The organism is Mycobacterium sp. 852002-51971_SCH5477799-a (assembly GCF_001667145.1).
Classification (GTDB): domain Bacteria; phylum Actinomycetota; class Actinomycetes; order Mycobacteriales; family Mycobacteriaceae; genus Mycobacterium.
On record NZ_LZIF01000116.1, the window covers coordinates 76,212 to 90,676 of the forward strand.

Annotated in this window: 15 protein-coding genes; 9 read left to right on the plus strand and 6 right to left on the minus strand. The window is 66.6% G+C overall.

The genetic code is table 11. The features are described 5' to 3' along the window. Positions 1 to 107: 107 nt before the first annotated feature. A complete protein-coding gene (gene lon / locus A5753_RS19415; protein ID WP_197694749.1) occupies positions 108 to 2,429 on the minus strand; it encodes an endopeptidase La in 2,322 nt (773 codons plus the stop codon). 90 nt (positions 2,430 to 2,519) lie between these two features. Then, entirely contained in the window at positions 2,520 to 3,761 is a 1,242-nt protein-coding gene (locus tag A5753_RS19420; RefSeq protein WP_067131840.1) for an alpha-hydroxy acid oxidase, read from the minus strand. Between the two features lie 18 nt (positions 3,762 to 3,779). Between A5753_RS19420 and A5753_RS19425 the strand changes: the two genes are divergently transcribed. Beyond that, a complete protein-coding gene (locus A5753_RS19425; RefSeq protein WP_067131843.1) occupies positions 3,780 to 4,217 on the plus strand; it encodes a DUF1810 domain-containing protein in 438 nt (145 codons plus the stop codon). A gap of 46 nt (positions 4,218 to 4,263) precedes the next feature. Here A5753_RS19425 and A5753_RS19430 read toward each other — a convergent pair whose 3' ends face one another. From A5753_RS19430 to A5753_RS19440, 3 genes are read right to left on the minus strand one after another with little or no spacing between them, the layout of a single operon-like run. Continuing rightward, the gene (locus A5753_RS19430) at positions 4,264 to 5,592 is read right to left on the minus strand and encodes an alpha-amylase family protein (protein WP_067131846.1); all 1,329 of its coding nucleotides are present in this window, start codon (positions 5,590 to 5,592) and stop codon (positions 4,264 to 4,266) included. Between the two features lie 10 nt (positions 5,593 to 5,602). Then, the gene (locus A5753_RS19435) at positions 5,603 to 6,139 is read right to left on the minus strand and encodes an alkyl hydroperoxide reductase (protein ID WP_067131849.1); all 537 of its coding nucleotides are present in this window, start codon (positions 6,137 to 6,139) and stop codon (positions 5,603 to 5,605) included. Positions 6,140 to 6,177: 38 nt separating this feature from the next. Beyond that, entirely contained in the window at positions 6,178 to 6,765 is a 588-nt protein-coding gene (locus A5753_RS19440) for a peroxiredoxin (RefSeq protein WP_067131852.1), read from the minus strand. Between the two features lie 101 nt (positions 6,766 to 6,866). Between A5753_RS19440 and A5753_RS19445 the strand changes: the two genes are divergently transcribed. The 4 genes from A5753_RS19445 to A5753_RS19460 are packed head-to-tail and all read left to right on the plus strand — an operon-like array spanning position 6,867 to position 9,751. Continuing rightward, the gene (locus A5753_RS19445; protein WP_067131855.1) at positions 6,867 to 7,802 is read left to right on the plus strand and encodes a hydrogen peroxide-inducible genes activator; all 936 of its coding nucleotides are present in this window, start codon (positions 6,867 to 6,869) and stop codon (positions 7,800 to 7,802) included. 26 nt (positions 7,803 to 7,828) lie between these two features. Next, positions 7,829 to 8,530 carry an EthD domain-containing protein gene (locus A5753_RS19450; RefSeq protein WP_067131858.1) on the plus strand — a complete coding sequence of 234 codons (702 nt, stop codon included), beginning with the start codon at positions 7,829 to 7,831 and terminating at the stop codon, positions 8,528 to 8,530. A 9-nt stretch (positions 8,531 to 8,539) separates the two neighbouring features. Further along, entirely contained in the window at positions 8,540 to 8,983 is a 444-nt protein-coding gene (locus tag A5753_RS19455; RefSeq protein WP_067131861.1) for a PPOX class F420-dependent oxidoreductase, read from the plus strand. An 18-nt stretch (positions 8,984 to 9,001) separates the two neighbouring features. Continuing rightward, a complete protein-coding gene (locus A5753_RS19460) occupies positions 9,002 to 9,751 on the plus strand; it encodes an enoyl-CoA hydratase/isomerase family protein (RefSeq protein ID WP_067131863.1) in 750 nt (249 codons plus the stop codon). 8 nt (positions 9,752 to 9,759) lie between these two features. Here A5753_RS19460 and A5753_RS24040 read toward each other — a convergent pair whose 3' ends face one another. Beyond that, positions 9,760 to 9,945 (minus strand): bacterioferritin-associated ferredoxin, encoded by a 186-nt coding sequence (locus tag A5753_RS24040; RefSeq protein ID WP_067358583.1) that lies wholly within the window; start codon positions 9,943 to 9,945, stop codon positions 9,760 to 9,762. 336 nt (positions 9,946 to 10,281) lie between these two features. Between A5753_RS24040 and bfr the strand changes: the two genes are divergently transcribed. The 4 genes from bfr (at position 10,282) to A5753_RS19480 (ending at position 14,444) form a co-directional block, all read left to right on the plus strand. Beyond that, positions 10,282 to 10,761 carry a bacterioferritin gene (gene bfr, locus A5753_RS19465; RefSeq protein ID WP_067131867.1) on the plus strand — a complete coding sequence of 160 codons (480 nt, stop codon included), beginning with the start codon at positions 10,282 to 10,284 and terminating at the stop codon, positions 10,759 to 10,761. An 86-nt stretch (positions 10,762 to 10,847) separates the two neighbouring features. Further along, positions 10,848 to 12,920: an MDR family MFS transporter gene (locus A5753_RS19470; RefSeq protein WP_067131870.1), complete on the plus strand. Its 2,073-nt coding sequence runs from the start codon at positions 10,848 to 10,850 to the stop codon at positions 12,918 to 12,920. 65 nt (positions 12,921 to 12,985) lie between these two features. Next, entirely contained in the window at positions 12,986 to 13,480 is a 495-nt protein-coding gene (locus A5753_RS19475) for a carboxymuconolactone decarboxylase family protein (protein WP_067131873.1), read from the plus strand. A gap of 79 nt (positions 13,481 to 13,559) precedes the next feature. Next, complete coding sequence (locus tag A5753_RS19480) at positions 13,560 to 14,444, plus strand: TIGR03854 family LLM class F420-dependent oxidoreductase (protein WP_067131876.1); 885 nt, start codon at positions 13,560 to 13,562, stop codon at positions 14,442 to 14,444. The last annotated feature ends 21 nt before the right edge of the window (positions 14,445 to 14,465 follow it).

Genomic DNA, 14,465 nt, shown 5'->3' on the forward strand with positions numbered 1-14,465 from the left:
GTTTTGCCTCTGCGCTTGTGATTACCCTCGGCCCGAGGAAGCCAAAACCTCTTGGCAACGCCGGGCGCCCGCTTCGAAGGCCTATTCGACAGACGTTTAGCAATTCCTCAGGCGGCCACCGTGGCGGCGTCGGCCGCCGGTTGCAGCGCCCGCGCCACGATCTCGGCGACGTCGGTCATGGGCCGCACATCCAGCGCCTCGAGCACCTCGGCCGGAACGTCGTCCAGGTCGGGCTCGTTGCGCGCCGGGATGAAAACGGTTGATAGTCCGGCGCGTTGGGCCGCCAGCAGCTTCTGCTTGACGCCGCCGATGGGCAGCACCCGGCCGTTCAGCGTGACCTCGCCGGTCATGCCGACATCGGAGCGGACCTGCCGTCCGGTGGCCATCGACACCAGCGCGGTCACCATGGTGACCCCGGCCGACGGGCCGTCCTTGGGCACCGCGCCCGCGGGCACGTGCACGTGGATGCGCCGGTCCAGCGCCCTGGGGTCGACGCCCAGTTCGGCGGCGTGGGAACGCACGTAGGACAGCGCGATCTGCGCCGACTCCTTCATGACGTCACCCAGCTGCCCGGTCAGCTGCAAACCGGCCTCGCCGTCGGTGGCGCCGGCCTCGATGTAGAGCACGTCTCCGCCCAGGCCTGTCACGGCCAGGCCGGTGGCCACGCCGGGCACGGCCGTGCGCTCGGCCGACTCCGGCATGAACCGCGGGCGGCCCAGGTAATCCAGCAGATCCGGCTCGTCGATGATCAGCGAAGCCGGATCCTCGGCCAGCTTGGTGGTCACCTTGCGCAACGCCTTGGCCAGCAGCCGCTCGAACTGCCGCACCCCCGGCTCGCGGGTGTAGTCGGCGGCGATCTTGCGCAGCGCAGCCTCGGTCACCGCGACCTCGTCTTCTGTCAGCGCCGCGCGCTCACGCTGCCGGGGCAGCAGGTAATCGCGGGCGATGGCTACCTTGTCGTCTTCCGTGTAACCGTCGATCTGAACCAACTCCATGCGGTCCAGCAGCGCCGACGGAATGTTCTCGATGACGTTGGCGGTGGCCAGGAACACCACGTCGGACAGGTCCAGGTCCAGATCGAGGTAGTGGTCGCGGAAGGTGTGATTCTGCGCGGGGTCGAGCACCTCGAGCAGCGCCGCACTCGGGTCGCCGCGATAGTCGGAGCCGACCTTGTCGATTTCGTCCAGCAGCACAACGGGATTCATCGATCCCGCCTCGCCGATCGCGCGCACGATCCGGCCCGGCAATGCGCCCACATAGGTGCGGCGGTGCCCGCGGATCTCGGCCTCGTCGCGCACGCCGCCCAGGGCGACGCGGACGAACTTGCGGCCCAACGCCCGGGCCACGCTCTCGCCCAGCGACGTCTTGCCGACCCCGGGGGGACCGGCCAGCACCATCACCGCGCCCGAGCCGCGCCCGCCGACGACCTGCAGCCCGCGCTCGGCGCGGCGGGCCCGCACGGCCAGGTACTCGACGATGCGGTCCTTGACGTCGTCCAGCCCGTGGTGGTCGGCGTCCAGAACTCCACGTGCGGCCTTGAGGTCGGTCGAGTCCTCGGTGCGGACATTCCAGGGCAGGTCCAGCACGGTGTCCAGCCACGTGCGAATCCAGCCGCTTTCCGGGCTCTGGTCGCTGGAGCGCTCCAGCTTGCCGACCTCGCGCAGCGCGGCCTCGCGCACCTTCTCGGGCAGCTCGGCCGCCTCGACGCGGGCCTGGTAATCATCGGACCCGTCGGGTTCGCCCTCGCCCAGTTCCTTGCGGATGGCCGCCAGCTGCTGACGCAGCAGGAACTCCTTCTGCGTCTTCTCCATGCCCTCGCGCACGTCCTCGGCGATCTTGTCGTTGACCTCGACTTCGGCCAGATGCGAACTGGTCCAATCGATCAGGACACGCAACCGCTCGGCGACATCGACGGTCTCCAGCAGCTGCCGCTTCTGCGCATTGGTCAGGTAGGACGCATAGCCGGAGGTGTCGGCCAACGCCGACGGGTCGGTCAACCTGTTGACGTAGTCGATGATTTCCCAGGCCTCGCGCCGTTGCAGCATGGCCAGCAGCAGCTGCTTGTACTCCGCCGTCATCGCCTTGATCTCGTCCGTCGCCTCGGTCTCGGGAACCTCGGTCACCTCGACCCACAGCGCCGCACCTGGTCCGGACGCTCCCGCCCCTATCTGGGCCCTGCGCTCACCGCGCACTACCGCGGCGATGCCGCCGCCGGCGATGCGGCCGACCTGCAAAATCTTGGCGATCACGCCGTGCGACGGATACCGGTCCTCTAGCCGGGGGGCGATCAGCAGCTGCCCGGAGTCGCTCGCCTGCGCGGCGTCGATCGCGGCCCGGGCGGCCTCGTCCAGCGCGATCGGCACCACCATTCCGGGCAACACGATGGTGTCAGTGACAAACAGCACCGGCATCGACTTGGCTTCAGCCATCAAATCCTCCAAAAGTTGAGTCTGATGCGCTTAACCCGACCCAGCGCCGGTTTGTTCCCAAATCAGGTTTCGCCGGGAGCGTGAGGCCGCTCACGCAGGCGCAATGGGAACCAGCCTCTTGAGCTGCGTGACGTGGTGCGGCGACAGCTCCTCCAGACAAGTGACGCCGAGAAGGGCCATCGTCCGCAGAATCCCGCTGGCAAGGATCTCGATCGCGCGGCTCACGCCCGCCTCGCCGCCGGCCATCAGGCCATACAGGTAGGCCCGCCCAATCAGCGTGCAGCGGGCCCCCAGCGCGATCGCGGCGACGATGTCGGCGCCCGACATGATGCCGGTGTCCACCAGAATCTCGGTGTGTTGCCCAAGCTCGCGCGCGACGACGGGCAGCAGGTGAAAGGGCACGGGGGCCCGGTCCAGTTGGCGCCCACCATGATTGGACAGCACGAAGCCATCGACGCCGCGGTCGACGGCGGCGCGCGCGTCCTCGAGCGTCTGAATGCCTTTCACGACCAGCTTGCCGGGCCATTGCGCCTTGATCCAGTCCAGGTCATCGAAGGTGAGACTGGGGTCGAACATGGTGCTCAGGTACTCGGAGACGGTGCCCGGCCAGCGATCCAGCGAGGCGAAGGCCAGCGGCTCGGTGGTCAGCAGATCGAACCACCATTTCGGGTGCGGCACCGCGTCGAGCACGGTGCGCAGTGTCAGCGTGGGAGGGATCGTCATGCCGTTGCGGTTATCCCGCAGCCGAACACCGGAGACGGGAACGTCGACGGTCGCCAGCAGGGTGTCGAATCCCGCGGCGGCGGCGCGCTGCACCAGCGCCATTGAGCGTTCGCGATCGCGCCACATGTAGAGCTGGAACCACTTCCGGCCTTGCGGGACGGCGGTGAGGAGATCTTCGATCGCACAGGTGCCCAGCGTGGACAGCGAGAACGGGATCCCCGCACGGGCCGCCGCTTGCGCGCCGGCGATCTCGCCCTCGGTGTGCATCAATCGGGTGAAACCGGTGGGCGCGATCGCGAACGGCAACACCACCGGCTGGCCCAGCACGTCCCAGCCCGCGGTGACTTGGGAGACGTCGCGCAGGATGGTCGGATGAAATTCGATGTCGCGGAACGCTTGTCGCGCACGTTCGATGGACAGCTCGTCTTCGGCGGCGCCGTCGGTGTAGTCGAACGCCGCCTTGGGGGTGCGGCGTTTGGCGATGGCTCGCAGATCCTCGATGGTGTAGGCGGCGTCGAGGCGGCGCCGGGTCGCGTTGAACTGAGGCCGCTTGAATTGCATCAGCGGTGCCAGGTCGCGCACTTTGGGCACTCGTCGTCGGACTGCCATGTGTGCAACCGTAGTCATATGGAATCGGCAGGCGACCCGTTCGATCTCAATCGTTTTGTGGACGCGCAGGAGCCGGTGTACGGCGATGTCATCGACGAGCTGCGCGCCGGGCGAAAACGCAGTCATTGGATGTGGTTCGTCTTTCCGCAGCTGCGCGGGCTGGGCGGCAGCGCCATGGCGGCCCGGTTCGGCATCGCCTCGCTCGACGAAGCCGGCGCCTACCTGAGCCATGAGCTGCTTGGGCCACGGTTGCGCGAGTGCTCCCGGCTGGTCACCGCGGTGCACGGGCGATCGATCGGTCAGATTTTCGGCTCGCCGGATGACCTCAAACTGCGCTCGTCGATGACGTTGTTCGCCCACGCCACCGAGGACAACCAGGACTTCATCGAGGTGCTCGACAAGTACTACGACGGCCAGCCAGACCGGCTGACGCTAGAACGGCTGAGGAATTCCTGATGGGGGCGACCCGCTTCGCCCGGCTACGCCGCGCTCGCGATCGTCCCTAGGCCGGGCTAAGGATCCGCCAGCCGTGCGCCTCGACCGCGACGGTGTCGACGATCTCGTGCGGCGGGGCCGCCGACCCGCCGATCACCTGCGCGCGCGGCGTGCCCAGCTCCGGCAGTGAGGCGCGCAGCGGCTCGTCGTCGATATTGAGCACGACCAGCAGCGCATCATCGCCGTTGCGCGTCTCGTACACGTACTGCCGGTTTTTGAGCAGCCGCGCGGTGGTGGATGCCGCATGCAGCCAGGGGTAGCGGCGCCGCAGCCCGACCAGATACTGGTGCAACCGCCAGGTCTCGACGCCGAGATCATCCAGTTGCAGTGGGGGAGAGGCGAACTCGGGCCGTACCGCGTCGTCGCCACCGTACCGTTCTTCCTTCACTCCCTGGAACCCGAGTTCGTCGCCGGCGTACACGCTGGGCACCCCGCCGATCGTCAGCAACAGCACCAGCGCGTGGGCCACGTGTTCAGGCGTGTCCAGCCGGCTGGCGATGCGGGTGACGTCGTGGTTTCCGATGAACGTCAGCGGCGAGAAGGCGGTCAAGAAGTCGTTGTGCCGCTGCAGCGCCCAATCGAGTTCGAAGAAGTTGCCGTCATTCAGGCTGCTCCAGATCGCTTTCCACAGCTCGTATTGCGTGGCCGAGTCGAACGCGGCGGCCCGGACGTCGGCGGCGTAGTCGCCGTGGATGAGTTCACCGACGAACCAGGCGTCCGGGTAGCGCTCGCGCACCCTCGGCAGGGTCGACGCCCAGAAGTGGTGCGGCACGGCGTAAGCGGCATCGAGACGCCAACCGTCGGCGCCGCGGCCCAACCAGTGCGCCATGACGTCGACGGTGTAGTCGGCGACTTCGGGGTTGTCGTGGTTGAGGGTGATCAGCCCGGAGTGGCCTTCGAAGGTGTGGAAGCGACCGGGGCGTCCGCGAAACCAGCGTGCGGCCCCGTCGTCATCGGCCGCCTCCCGATAGCGGGCGAAATCCTGCCCGACGTGATTGAACACCCCGTCGAGAAGGACCCGCAGCCCGCGGCGATGCGCCTCGGCGACCAGGTGGTCGAAGTCGGCGTCATCACCCAGTCGAGGATCGATCCGGTAGTGGTCGGTGGTGTCGTAACCGTGTGTGCGCGAGGCGAAGACGGGTCCCAGCGCAATGCCCGATGCCCCGAGTTCGATGGCATGGTCCAACCAGTCAACGAGCCGCCGCAACCGGTGTTCCTCCGGTTGCGGCGGCTCGTGTGACTGAGGCGAGGGGAATGCTCCCACGAAGCCCAGGGGGTAGACCTGCCACCAGATCACGTGCTGGACCCAGGCGGGTTCGGTCACGGCACTGGTCACGGCGACGCGATCAGCCGACGGCTGCCAGCGTCTGGGCGGCGATGATCGCTTGTGCCACACCGGAAATGATCGCCGCGGCCTTCAACGCCTCCTGAATGGTTTCCCGGCTGATACCGGCTTCGCGCAGCGTGTGCTCGTGAGCGGCCACGCAGTCCGGGCATCCGTTGATCGACGACACCGCGAAGGACCACAGCTCGAAGTTCGCCTTCTCTACGCCGGGGTTGGCGATGATGTTCATCCGCAACCCCGCGCGCAGGTCATCGTACTTGCCGTCCAGGAAGCCCCGGCCACGGTAGAACACGTTGTTCATCCCCATGATCGATGCGGCTCCCAGCGCCGCGTTGTACGCCTCGGCGGACAGGATGTCGGCCGCCTCGGCCCCAATCTCGGTGAGCACCTGCGTGTTCCGGGTCGCCGCGGCGCTGGCCAGCAGCGTGCCCCACAGCTGCTCCTCGTTGAGCTCGGTCGTGCGGGTGATCGAACCCAGGTTGAGCTTGAGATCCTTGGCGTACTCCGGCAGCGCTTCTTTGAGGTTTTCTACGCTCATCTCGCCTCCTAAACCGACCTTATGCGATCAGGTGAGAATCAGGCCGACTGCTTGAGCAGCTCGGTGGCGTCCAGCGTCGGGTCACCCTTGCGCCAGTTGCAGGCGCACAGCTCGTCGGACTGCAGTGCGTCCAGGACCCGCAGCACTTCCTCGACGTTGCGGCCCACGGAGCCCGCGGTGACCGACACGAACTGGATCTCGTTGTTCGGGTCGACGAGAAAGGTCGCCCGGTCGGCCACGCCGTCGGCGTTGAGCACACCGGTGCCCAGACTGAGCTCCCGCTTGATGTCCGAGAGCATCGGGAAGGGCAGCTTCTTCAGATCCTCGTGCTGTGCACGCCAGTTGAAGTGCACGAACTCACTGTCGATCGACACGCCGAGCACCTGGGCGTCGCGGTCTTCGAATTCGTCGTTGAGCTTGCCGAACGCGGCGATCTCGGTGGGGCACACGAAGGTGAAGTCCTTCGGCCAGAAGAACACCACGCGCCACTTGCCCGCGTGGTCGTCGCTGGTGATCGTGGTGAAGTAGTCCCCAGGCTGCTTGGCGTCGACCTTGGACAGATCGCCCGCGATCAACGCAGTGAGCTCGTAGGCGGGGAACTGGTCGCCGATGGTCAGCAGAGGCATATCGCTCCTTGTTTGGATTTATTCAAGATTAGCTTTCCTTGACCATGCTGCCGCGTACCTTAGTTGAAGTAAAGGTGATATTTCCCACTACACTTATAATCATGACCGATAAGAGTTATCAACCCACGATCGCCGGCCTGCGCGCGTTCGTCGCGGTCGCCGAAAAGCAACAATTCAGCAGTGCGGCAACGACTCTCGGATTGAGTCAGTCCACCCTGTCGCAGGCGCTGGCGGCGCTGGAAGCCGGGTTGGGCACCCAGCTGGTTGAGCGCTCTACCCGGCGTGTCTTCTTGACAACGGAAGGCAGGAAGCTGCTGTCGCGCGCCCAGGCCGTCGTCGAAGCGGCGGACGCGTTCAGCGCCGCGGCCGCCGGTTCGTCGGATCCGCTACGGGCCGGCCTGCGACTGGGCCTGATCCCCACGGTGGCGCCCTATGTGCTGCCGACGGTGCTGGCCGGCGTCGCCGAGCAACTGCCCGAGCTGACGCTGCGCGTGACCGAAGACCAGACCGAACGGCTGTTGGCGGTGTTGCGGGAAGGCGCGTTGGATGCGGCCCTGATCGCCCTGCCCGCCGCGGGCGGTGGTCTGACCGCGATCCCGATCTATGACGAGGATTTCGTACTCGCCCTACCTCCGGGCCATCCGCTGGCGGGCAAGCGCCGGGTGCCGGCGACCGCCCTGGCAGACCTGCCGCTGCTGTTGCTGGATGAGGGGCACTGCCTGCGCGACCAAGCGCTCGACGTCTGCCATAAGGCGGGTGTGCGAGCAGAGCTGGCCAACACCCGGGCGGCGTCGCTGGCGACCGCCGTGCAATGCGTGACCGGCGGCCTGGGCGTGACGCTGATCCCGCAGAGCGCGGTTCCGGTCGAGGCGTCCCGAAGCCGCCTGGGCCTCGCGCAGTTCGCCGCGCCCCGCCCGGGCCGGCGGATCGGCCTGGTTTTCCGCTCGTCGAGCGGGCGCGACGAGTCCTACCGCCGGCTGGCCGTGCTGATCGGCGAATTGATCAGCAGCCAGCACCAAGTACGGCTGGTGAAGTAGGCGGGCGCCGACTGTAGGTTCTGCGTATGGAGAAGGTCATCGCAGTGCTGAGGCGCCCCGAGCCGGATGACGCGTGGTGCGCTCGGCAACGGGGTCACGTCGCCGACGCCCTGCTACAACTGGGCGCCGCCGGGCTGCAGATGAACGTTCGCGACAGCGCCGTGCGTCACTCGCTGATGACACTGACGACCTTGGACCCGCCGGTGGCCGCGGTGGTGAGCATGTGGGCCCAGCAGTGCTACGGCGAACAGACGACTGCGGCACTCAAATTCCTCGCCCAGGAATGCGAGCAACTCGCCGCTTACCTGGTGACCGAGTCGGTCCCACTGAACGCGCCGGCCGTCGAGTACGGTACTCGCACACCAGGTTTGGCCAACATCGCGCTGCTGCGCCGGCCCGATGGCATGGATCAGGCGACCTGGCTGAACCGTTGGCAGCGTGACCACACGTCGGTCGCCATCGAAACGCAGTCGACGTTCGGTTACACCCAGAATTGGGTGGTGCGGGCGCTGACCCCGGATGCACCGGGAATCGCGGGCATCGTCGAGGAGTTGTTCCCACCGGAGGCCATCACCGACCTCAAGGCGTTCTTCGGAGCCGTCGATGACGACGACCTACAGGACCGATTGGGCCGAATGGTCGCCAGCACAACCGCATTCGGTGCCAACGAGAACATCGATACCGTGCCGACCAGCCGCTACGTATTCGAGACGCCGTTCCGGGATTGAGGACCGCTCATGACAACACTCGACGAGGCAGTCGCGCTGGCCAAGGCAGAAAGCGGTCTAGCGGTGATCTCGACCGTTCGCGCCGATGGGACGGTGCAGGCTTCGCTGGTCAACGTGGGCCTGCTGGCGCACCCTTCGAATGGCGAACAAGTGCTCGGCTTCACCACCTACGGGAAGGTCAAGCTGGCGAACCTGCGTGCCCGGCCGCGGCTGGCGGTGACTTTCCGCAACGGATGGCAGTGGGCGACCGTCGAGGGCCGCGCCGAACTGGTCGGCCCCGACGACGAGCAGCCCTGGCTGACGGACGCGGATCGGCTGCGGTTGCTGCTCCGTGAGGTGTTCACCGCCGCGGGCGGTACCCACGACAACTGGGCCGAGTACGACCGGGTGATGGCTTCCGAGCGGCGCGCCGTGGTGCTGATCGCCCCAACCCGCGTCTACAGCAACGGCTAGCCTCGTTAGGCTGCTGGCGTGACGCTGCAGATCGATGACGACAAGCGGGTGCGCACCCTCACGCTGAACCGGCCCGAGGCGCTCAACGCGTTCAACGAAGCCCTCTATGACGCCACCGCCGAGGCGCTGCTCGCCGCCGCCGAGGACCCCGAAGTCGCCGTTGTGCTGCTCACCGGCGCCGGTCGTGGCTTCAGCGCCGGCACCGACCTGGCCGAGATGCAGGCTCGGATCGCCGATCCCGGCTTCACCCCGGGCAAGCATGGCTTTATCGGAATGATCAATGCGCTCAGCGCGTTTCCCAAGCCACTGATCTGCGCGGTGAACGGCGTGGGCGTCGGGATCGGCGCCACCATCCTCGGCTACGCCGATCTGGCGTTCATGTCGTCGACCGCGCGCCTGAAGTGCCCGTTCACCAGCCTGGGCGTGGCGCCGGAGGCGGCGTCGTCTTATCTGTTGCCCCAGCTGGTGGGCCGGCAGAACGCGGCCTGGCTGTTGATGTCGTCGGAATGGGTCGGCGCCGACGAGGCGTTGCGAATGGGCCTCGTCTGGCGCGTCTGCGAACCCGACGAGCTGTTAACGCAGGCCCGTCAGCACGCCGAAATCCTTGCCTCTCGCCCGATTTCGAGCCTGATGGCGGTCAAGCACACGATGATGGAACCGGAACGCCCAGAGATCGTGGCGGCCACCGCCCGGGAAAACGCGCACTTCGCCGAACTCATGGGTGCGCAAGCCAACGCGGCGGCCCTGGCCGACTTCAACAAACGCTGACGCGGTAGCTAAACCGATTGAGCCGTCCGCAATTTGGCCGAGTCCGCGAGGATGGCCCGCAGGGTGCGCCTGCAGCGGCCGCAATCGCCGCCGGCCCCGCATGCGGCGGCGATCTCTTTGGAGGTCGATGCACCCTGTGCGACGACGTCACACACGGTCTGGTTGGTTGCCCCAACACAGAGGCACACATACATCAGCGCACCTCCTGCACGTCCGCGTCCCCTTCATCGTTCGGTCGAGCGTCTGCGATTCGTCCCCGACACCGGCGTTCCGAGACATCGGACACCATGGCGGCGAGGCCGAATACGCGTGGCGCTTATTAGTGGAGTCTAACCTAAGTTCGTTAGTGCAGTCTAACCTAACCAAGGAGCGGCTTACTTCGATCGGGACCGCACTGAGTGCAGCCAAACCTTGCTGGAACATTCCAACCGGCCGTGGCAAAGTGCTGCTAGCGCCCACGATTCGTGCGCTTCAGCCCAGCGCACCTGCCGCGGCCACACATGACAGCCGCTCACACCATAGGAGTGACAATGCAAGGGGATCCGGATGTTTTGCGTCTGCTCAACGAGCAGTTGACCAGCGAGCTCACCGCGATCAACCAATACTTCCTGCACTCCAAGATGCAGGACAACTGGGGGTTCACCGAGTTAGCTGAGCACACCCGGGCCGAATCGTTCGACGAGATGCGCCATGCCGAGGCGATCACCGACCGCATCCTGTTGCTCGACGGGTTACCGAACTACCAGCGCCTGTTCTCGCTGCGCATCGGCCAGACGCTGCGCGAGCAGTTCGAGGCCGACCTGGCGATCGAATACGAGGTGATGGAGCGACTCAAGCCGGCGATCATCCTGTGCCGGGACAAGCAGGACTCCACCACCGCGAACCTCTTCGAGAACATCGTGGCCGACGAGGAAAAGCACATCGACTACCTCGAGACACAGCTCGAGTTGATGGACAAGCTCGGCGTCGAGCTGTACTCGGCGCAGTGCGTGTCGCGGCCACCCAGCTGACGCTCGGGCGCCGACCCACGGGGGTTGTGGTTGCCAGCGGTTGACCGTGGGCACTCATTACCATCAATCGCCGTGGGAAGGCAGGCATGACGAGGGCGACACCAGCAGCGGCTCCGGCCGGCCACACTTCGGGTTCGCAACCCGCCAATGTCGCGGTCGACCCGCAGCGACGCAATTTCATCTTCGTGGCGATCTTGCTCGGCATGCTGATGGCCGCACTGGACCAGACGATCGTGGCAACCGCGTTGCCGACCATCGTCGCCAATCTCGGTGGCGCAGGCCATCAATCGTGGGTCGTCACCAGCTACCTCCTCGCCTCGACCATCATCACCGCCCTCGTCGGCAAGTTCGGTGACCTGTTCGGCCGCAAGCGGGTGTTCCAGGCGGCCGTCGTGTTCTTCGTCGCCGGATCCGTGCTGTGCGGGCTCTCGAGCTCGATGGGCATGCTGGTCGCGTCGCGCGCGCTACAGGGCGTCGGCGGCGGCGGGCTGATGGTGACCGCCATGGCCCTGATCGGCGAGGTGATCCCGCTGCGGGACCGCGGCCGCTACCAGGGGGCGATGGGAGCGGTGTTCGGCGTCACCACCGTGATCGGTCCGCTGCTCGGCGGCTACTTCACCGACCACTTCACCTGGCGGTGGGCGTTCTGGATCAATGTGCCGATCTCGGTCGTGGTCTTCTTCGTGGCTGCCGCCGCCATCCCGGCGCTGACCAACCGCACCAAACCGGTCATCGATTACGCCGGAATCGTGTTCGTCGGCCTGGGCGCGACCGGCCTGACGCTGGCTACCAGTTGGGGCGGGACCACCTATCCGTGGGGATCGCCCACGATCATCGGCCTGTTCGTCGGCTCGGTGATCGCGTTGTGCGTCTTCGCCTGGGTCGAGAGCCGCGCCGCCGAGCCGATCCTGCCGATCCGGTTGTTCGGGAGTTCGGTGTTCACCGTCTGCTGTGTGTTGTCTTTCGTGGTCGGTTTCGCGATGCTGGGCGCCCTGACGTTCCTGCCGACGTACATGCAGTTCGTCGACGGTGTCTCGGCCACTACGTCGGGACTGCGCACGTTGCCCATGGTGATCGGGATGCTGACCACCTCGATGGGCAGTGGTGTCATCGTCGGCCGCACGGGCAGATACAAAGTCTTCCCCGTCGCCGGCACCGCCGTCATGGCGGTGGCGTTCTTTCTGATGTCGCGCATGGACCCCTCGACATCCGCTTTGGTCCAATCGTTGTTCCTCGTCATCCTCGGCGCCGGGATCGGGATGTGCATGCAGACCCTGGTCCTGATCGTGCAGAACACCTCGAGCTTCGACGATCTCGGCGTCGCGACCTCCGGTGTCACCTTCTTTCGCACAATCGGTAGCTCGTTCGGAGCGGCCATCTTCGGTTCGCTGTTCACCAACTTTCTGCACAGCCGGATCGGCCCGGCGATGGTCGCGAGCCGTGCGCCGACCGCGGCCGCGGCATCGCCGGAGGCGTTGCACCGCTTGCCCCGCCAGGCGGCCGCCCCGATCGTCGCCGCCTACGCCGAGTCGCTCACCCACGTGTTTCTTTGGGCGGTTCCCGTCGCGCTCGTGGGATTCGTGCTGGCGCTGTTCCTGAAGCAGGTTCCTCTTCGCGAATTCCACGACAGCACAGTCGATCTCGGCGACGCGTTCGGGATGCCGACCAGCGAGACACCGGACCAGATGCTGGAGAACGCGATCGCGCGGATGATGCGCGGCGTTCCCGGCATGCGATTGCGCAGCATCGCGATGCGACCCGACTGCCGACTCGACGTCGCCGGGCTCTGGGGAGTCCTGCGGATCAATCGCTACACACAGATGTACGGGACCGCCCGGGTCACCGATATGGCCGACTACCTACGGGTACCGTTCGAGGTTCTCGAACCGACCTTCGCCCGCTTGGTGTCCGCGGGTTACGCGCAGCGCGACGGTGAGCAGCTGTGGCTCACGCCGGCCGGCGGACAACAAGTCGCCTACGTGCACTCGCTGCTGTTGGCCTGGTTGGTCGACAAGCTGTCCCGGTCACCGGATTTCGCGGGCCGCCCAGACCGCCGCGCCGTGGAGGCAGCGCTGGAACGCGTTGCGCATCGTGTTCTGGCGCAACGTGATTGGCACGATGAGCAACCAACCATGGCCATTCCGGCGGCCGCTCGCTGACCGGTGCCGATACCCATTCGCCGACATCTCCGCCCCGGGTCCTGACGCGGGCGTACCATCACGCCATGAGCCGAATCGGAACATTCGCGGACGACGACGTCTACAGCTGGGCCACGAAGTCCCCTGATCTCGGCGGCGCGATCGCCAAGTTCAGCCAAGCGGTCTACACCAAGAACCGGCTGCCGATCCGGACCCGCGAACTGGCGCGCGCGGTGATCGCCCATCACAACGAATGCGTCGTCTGCCTCAACACCCGCGACGCCGACGGCCCGGCCGCCGGTGTTGACGAGCAGTTGTACTACCACGCGACGGAGTGGCGCACCTGGCCCGGATACAGCGAACAGGAGCGCCTGGCCGCGGAGTTCGCACACCGCTTCGCCACCGAGCACACCAAGTTGCACTATGACGAAGACTTTTGGAGCCGGTGCAGCGAGCACTTCTCCGAGGAGCTGCTCGCTGACCTCGCGCTGTCTTGTGCGCTGTGGCTCGGTATGGGGCGAATGCTGCGGACGCTGGATATCGGCCAGGCCTGCATGCTGACCTTGCCCAGCCGCGCATAGTCATTCACATTCGCGGGCACAAACGCCGCCACGGCCGTGTTGCGATGTCTACGCAACGACGGGCACGGAGGGTGAAGCGGTGAAGATTCGGTTTGGCGTCGGGCTCGGCGCGGACACCGCCCCGGATCAGCTGGCCGCCATCGTCGATTACCTCGAAGCGGGCGGGGTGGACTCGCTGTGGTTTTCCGAACTGGTGTATTCCCCGGCCGTCGATCCGGTGGTCGGCATGGCGTATGCGCTCGCGCGGACGACCCGGTTGAAGGTGGGCACCTCGGTGGCCGTGCTGCCCGGGCGCCATCCGGTGCTGGTGGCAAAACAGTTGGCGTCCCTGGCGGCGGTCGCGCCAAAACGGGTGCTCCCCGTCTTCGGCCTCCGCTCGGCCATACCGGCTGAACGCGAGGTCTTCGTCGTCCCCGGCGGTGAGCGCGCGGCGGTATTCGACGAATCGCTTCGGCTGCTGCGGGTAGCGCTGGTCGAGGAGTCGGCGACGTTCAGCGGCCGGTATTTCAGCGTCACCGATGTGGCGATCGCCCCGAGACCGACACCGCCGCTGGACATCTGGGTCGGCGGTTCGGCGCCGGCTGCGTTTCGACGCATCGGCGCGCTGGGGGACGGCTGGCTGGGCAGCTTCCTCACCCCGGCGGAGGCGCGGGCCGGGCGCGAGGCGATCGAGCGCGCGGCCACGCTAGCCGGGCGCAGCATCGAGCCCGACCACTTCGGCATCTCACTGGCCGTCGTGGACGAGGGGGAATTGCCCGCGGAATTGGCCGCCGCGATACGCCGGCGCCGCCCGGACCGTGACCCCGCCGAACTGATCGCCGCCGGATGGGATCAGCTGCACCGGCAACTCGACGCCTACATCGAGGCGGGATTGACGAAATTCGTCATCCGGCCGGTGCGCAAAGCGCCAATGGATGGCTTTCTCGATCGGTTCGTCGCCGAACTCGTCGCCCGGCAGAACTGAGCGACACCGCTGAAGCCGTTT

Coding starts and splice junctions, on each gene's coding strand:
- lon (WP_197694749.1), bottom strand. CDS start 2,429: ATGGCTGAAGCCAAGTCGATGCCGGTGCTGTTTGTCACTGACACCATC.
- A5753_RS19420 (WP_067131840.1), bottom strand. CDS start 3,761: ATGGCAGTCCGACGACGAGTGCCCAAAGTGCGCGACCTGGCACCGCTG.
- A5753_RS19425 (WP_067131843.1), top strand. CDS start 3,780: ATGGAATCGGCAGGCGACCCGTTCGATCTCAATCGTTTTGTGGACGCG.
- A5753_RS19435 (WP_067131849.1), bottom strand. CDS start 6,139: ATGAGCGTAGAAAACCTCAAAGAAGCGCTGCCGGAGTACGCCAAGGAT.
- A5753_RS19440 (WP_067131852.1), bottom strand. CDS start 6,765: ATGCCTCTGCTGACCATCGGCGACCAGTTCCCCGCCTACGAGCTCACT.
- A5753_RS19445 (WP_067131855.1), top strand. CDS start 6,867: ATGACCGATAAGAGTTATCAACCCACGATCGCCGGCCTGCGCGCGTTC.
- A5753_RS19450 (WP_067131858.1), top strand. CDS start 7,829: ATGGAGAAGGTCATCGCAGTGCTGAGGCGCCCCGAGCCGGATGACGCG.
- A5753_RS19455 (WP_067131861.1), top strand. CDS start 8,540: ATGACAACACTCGACGAGGCAGTCGCGCTGGCCAAGGCAGAAAGCGGT.
- A5753_RS24040 (WP_067358583.1), bottom strand. CDS start 9,945: ATGTATGTGTGCCTCTGTGTTGGGGCAACCAACCAGACCGTGTGTGAC.
- bfr (WP_067131867.1), top strand. CDS start 10,282: ATGCAAGGGGATCCGGATGTTTTGCGTCTGCTCAACGAGCAGTTGACC.
- A5753_RS19470 (WP_067131870.1), top strand. CDS start 10,848: ATGACGAGGGCGACACCAGCAGCGGCTCCGGCCGGCCACACTTCGGGT.
- A5753_RS19475 (WP_067131873.1), top strand. CDS start 12,986: ATGAGCCGAATCGGAACATTCGCGGACGACGACGTCTACAGCTGGGCC.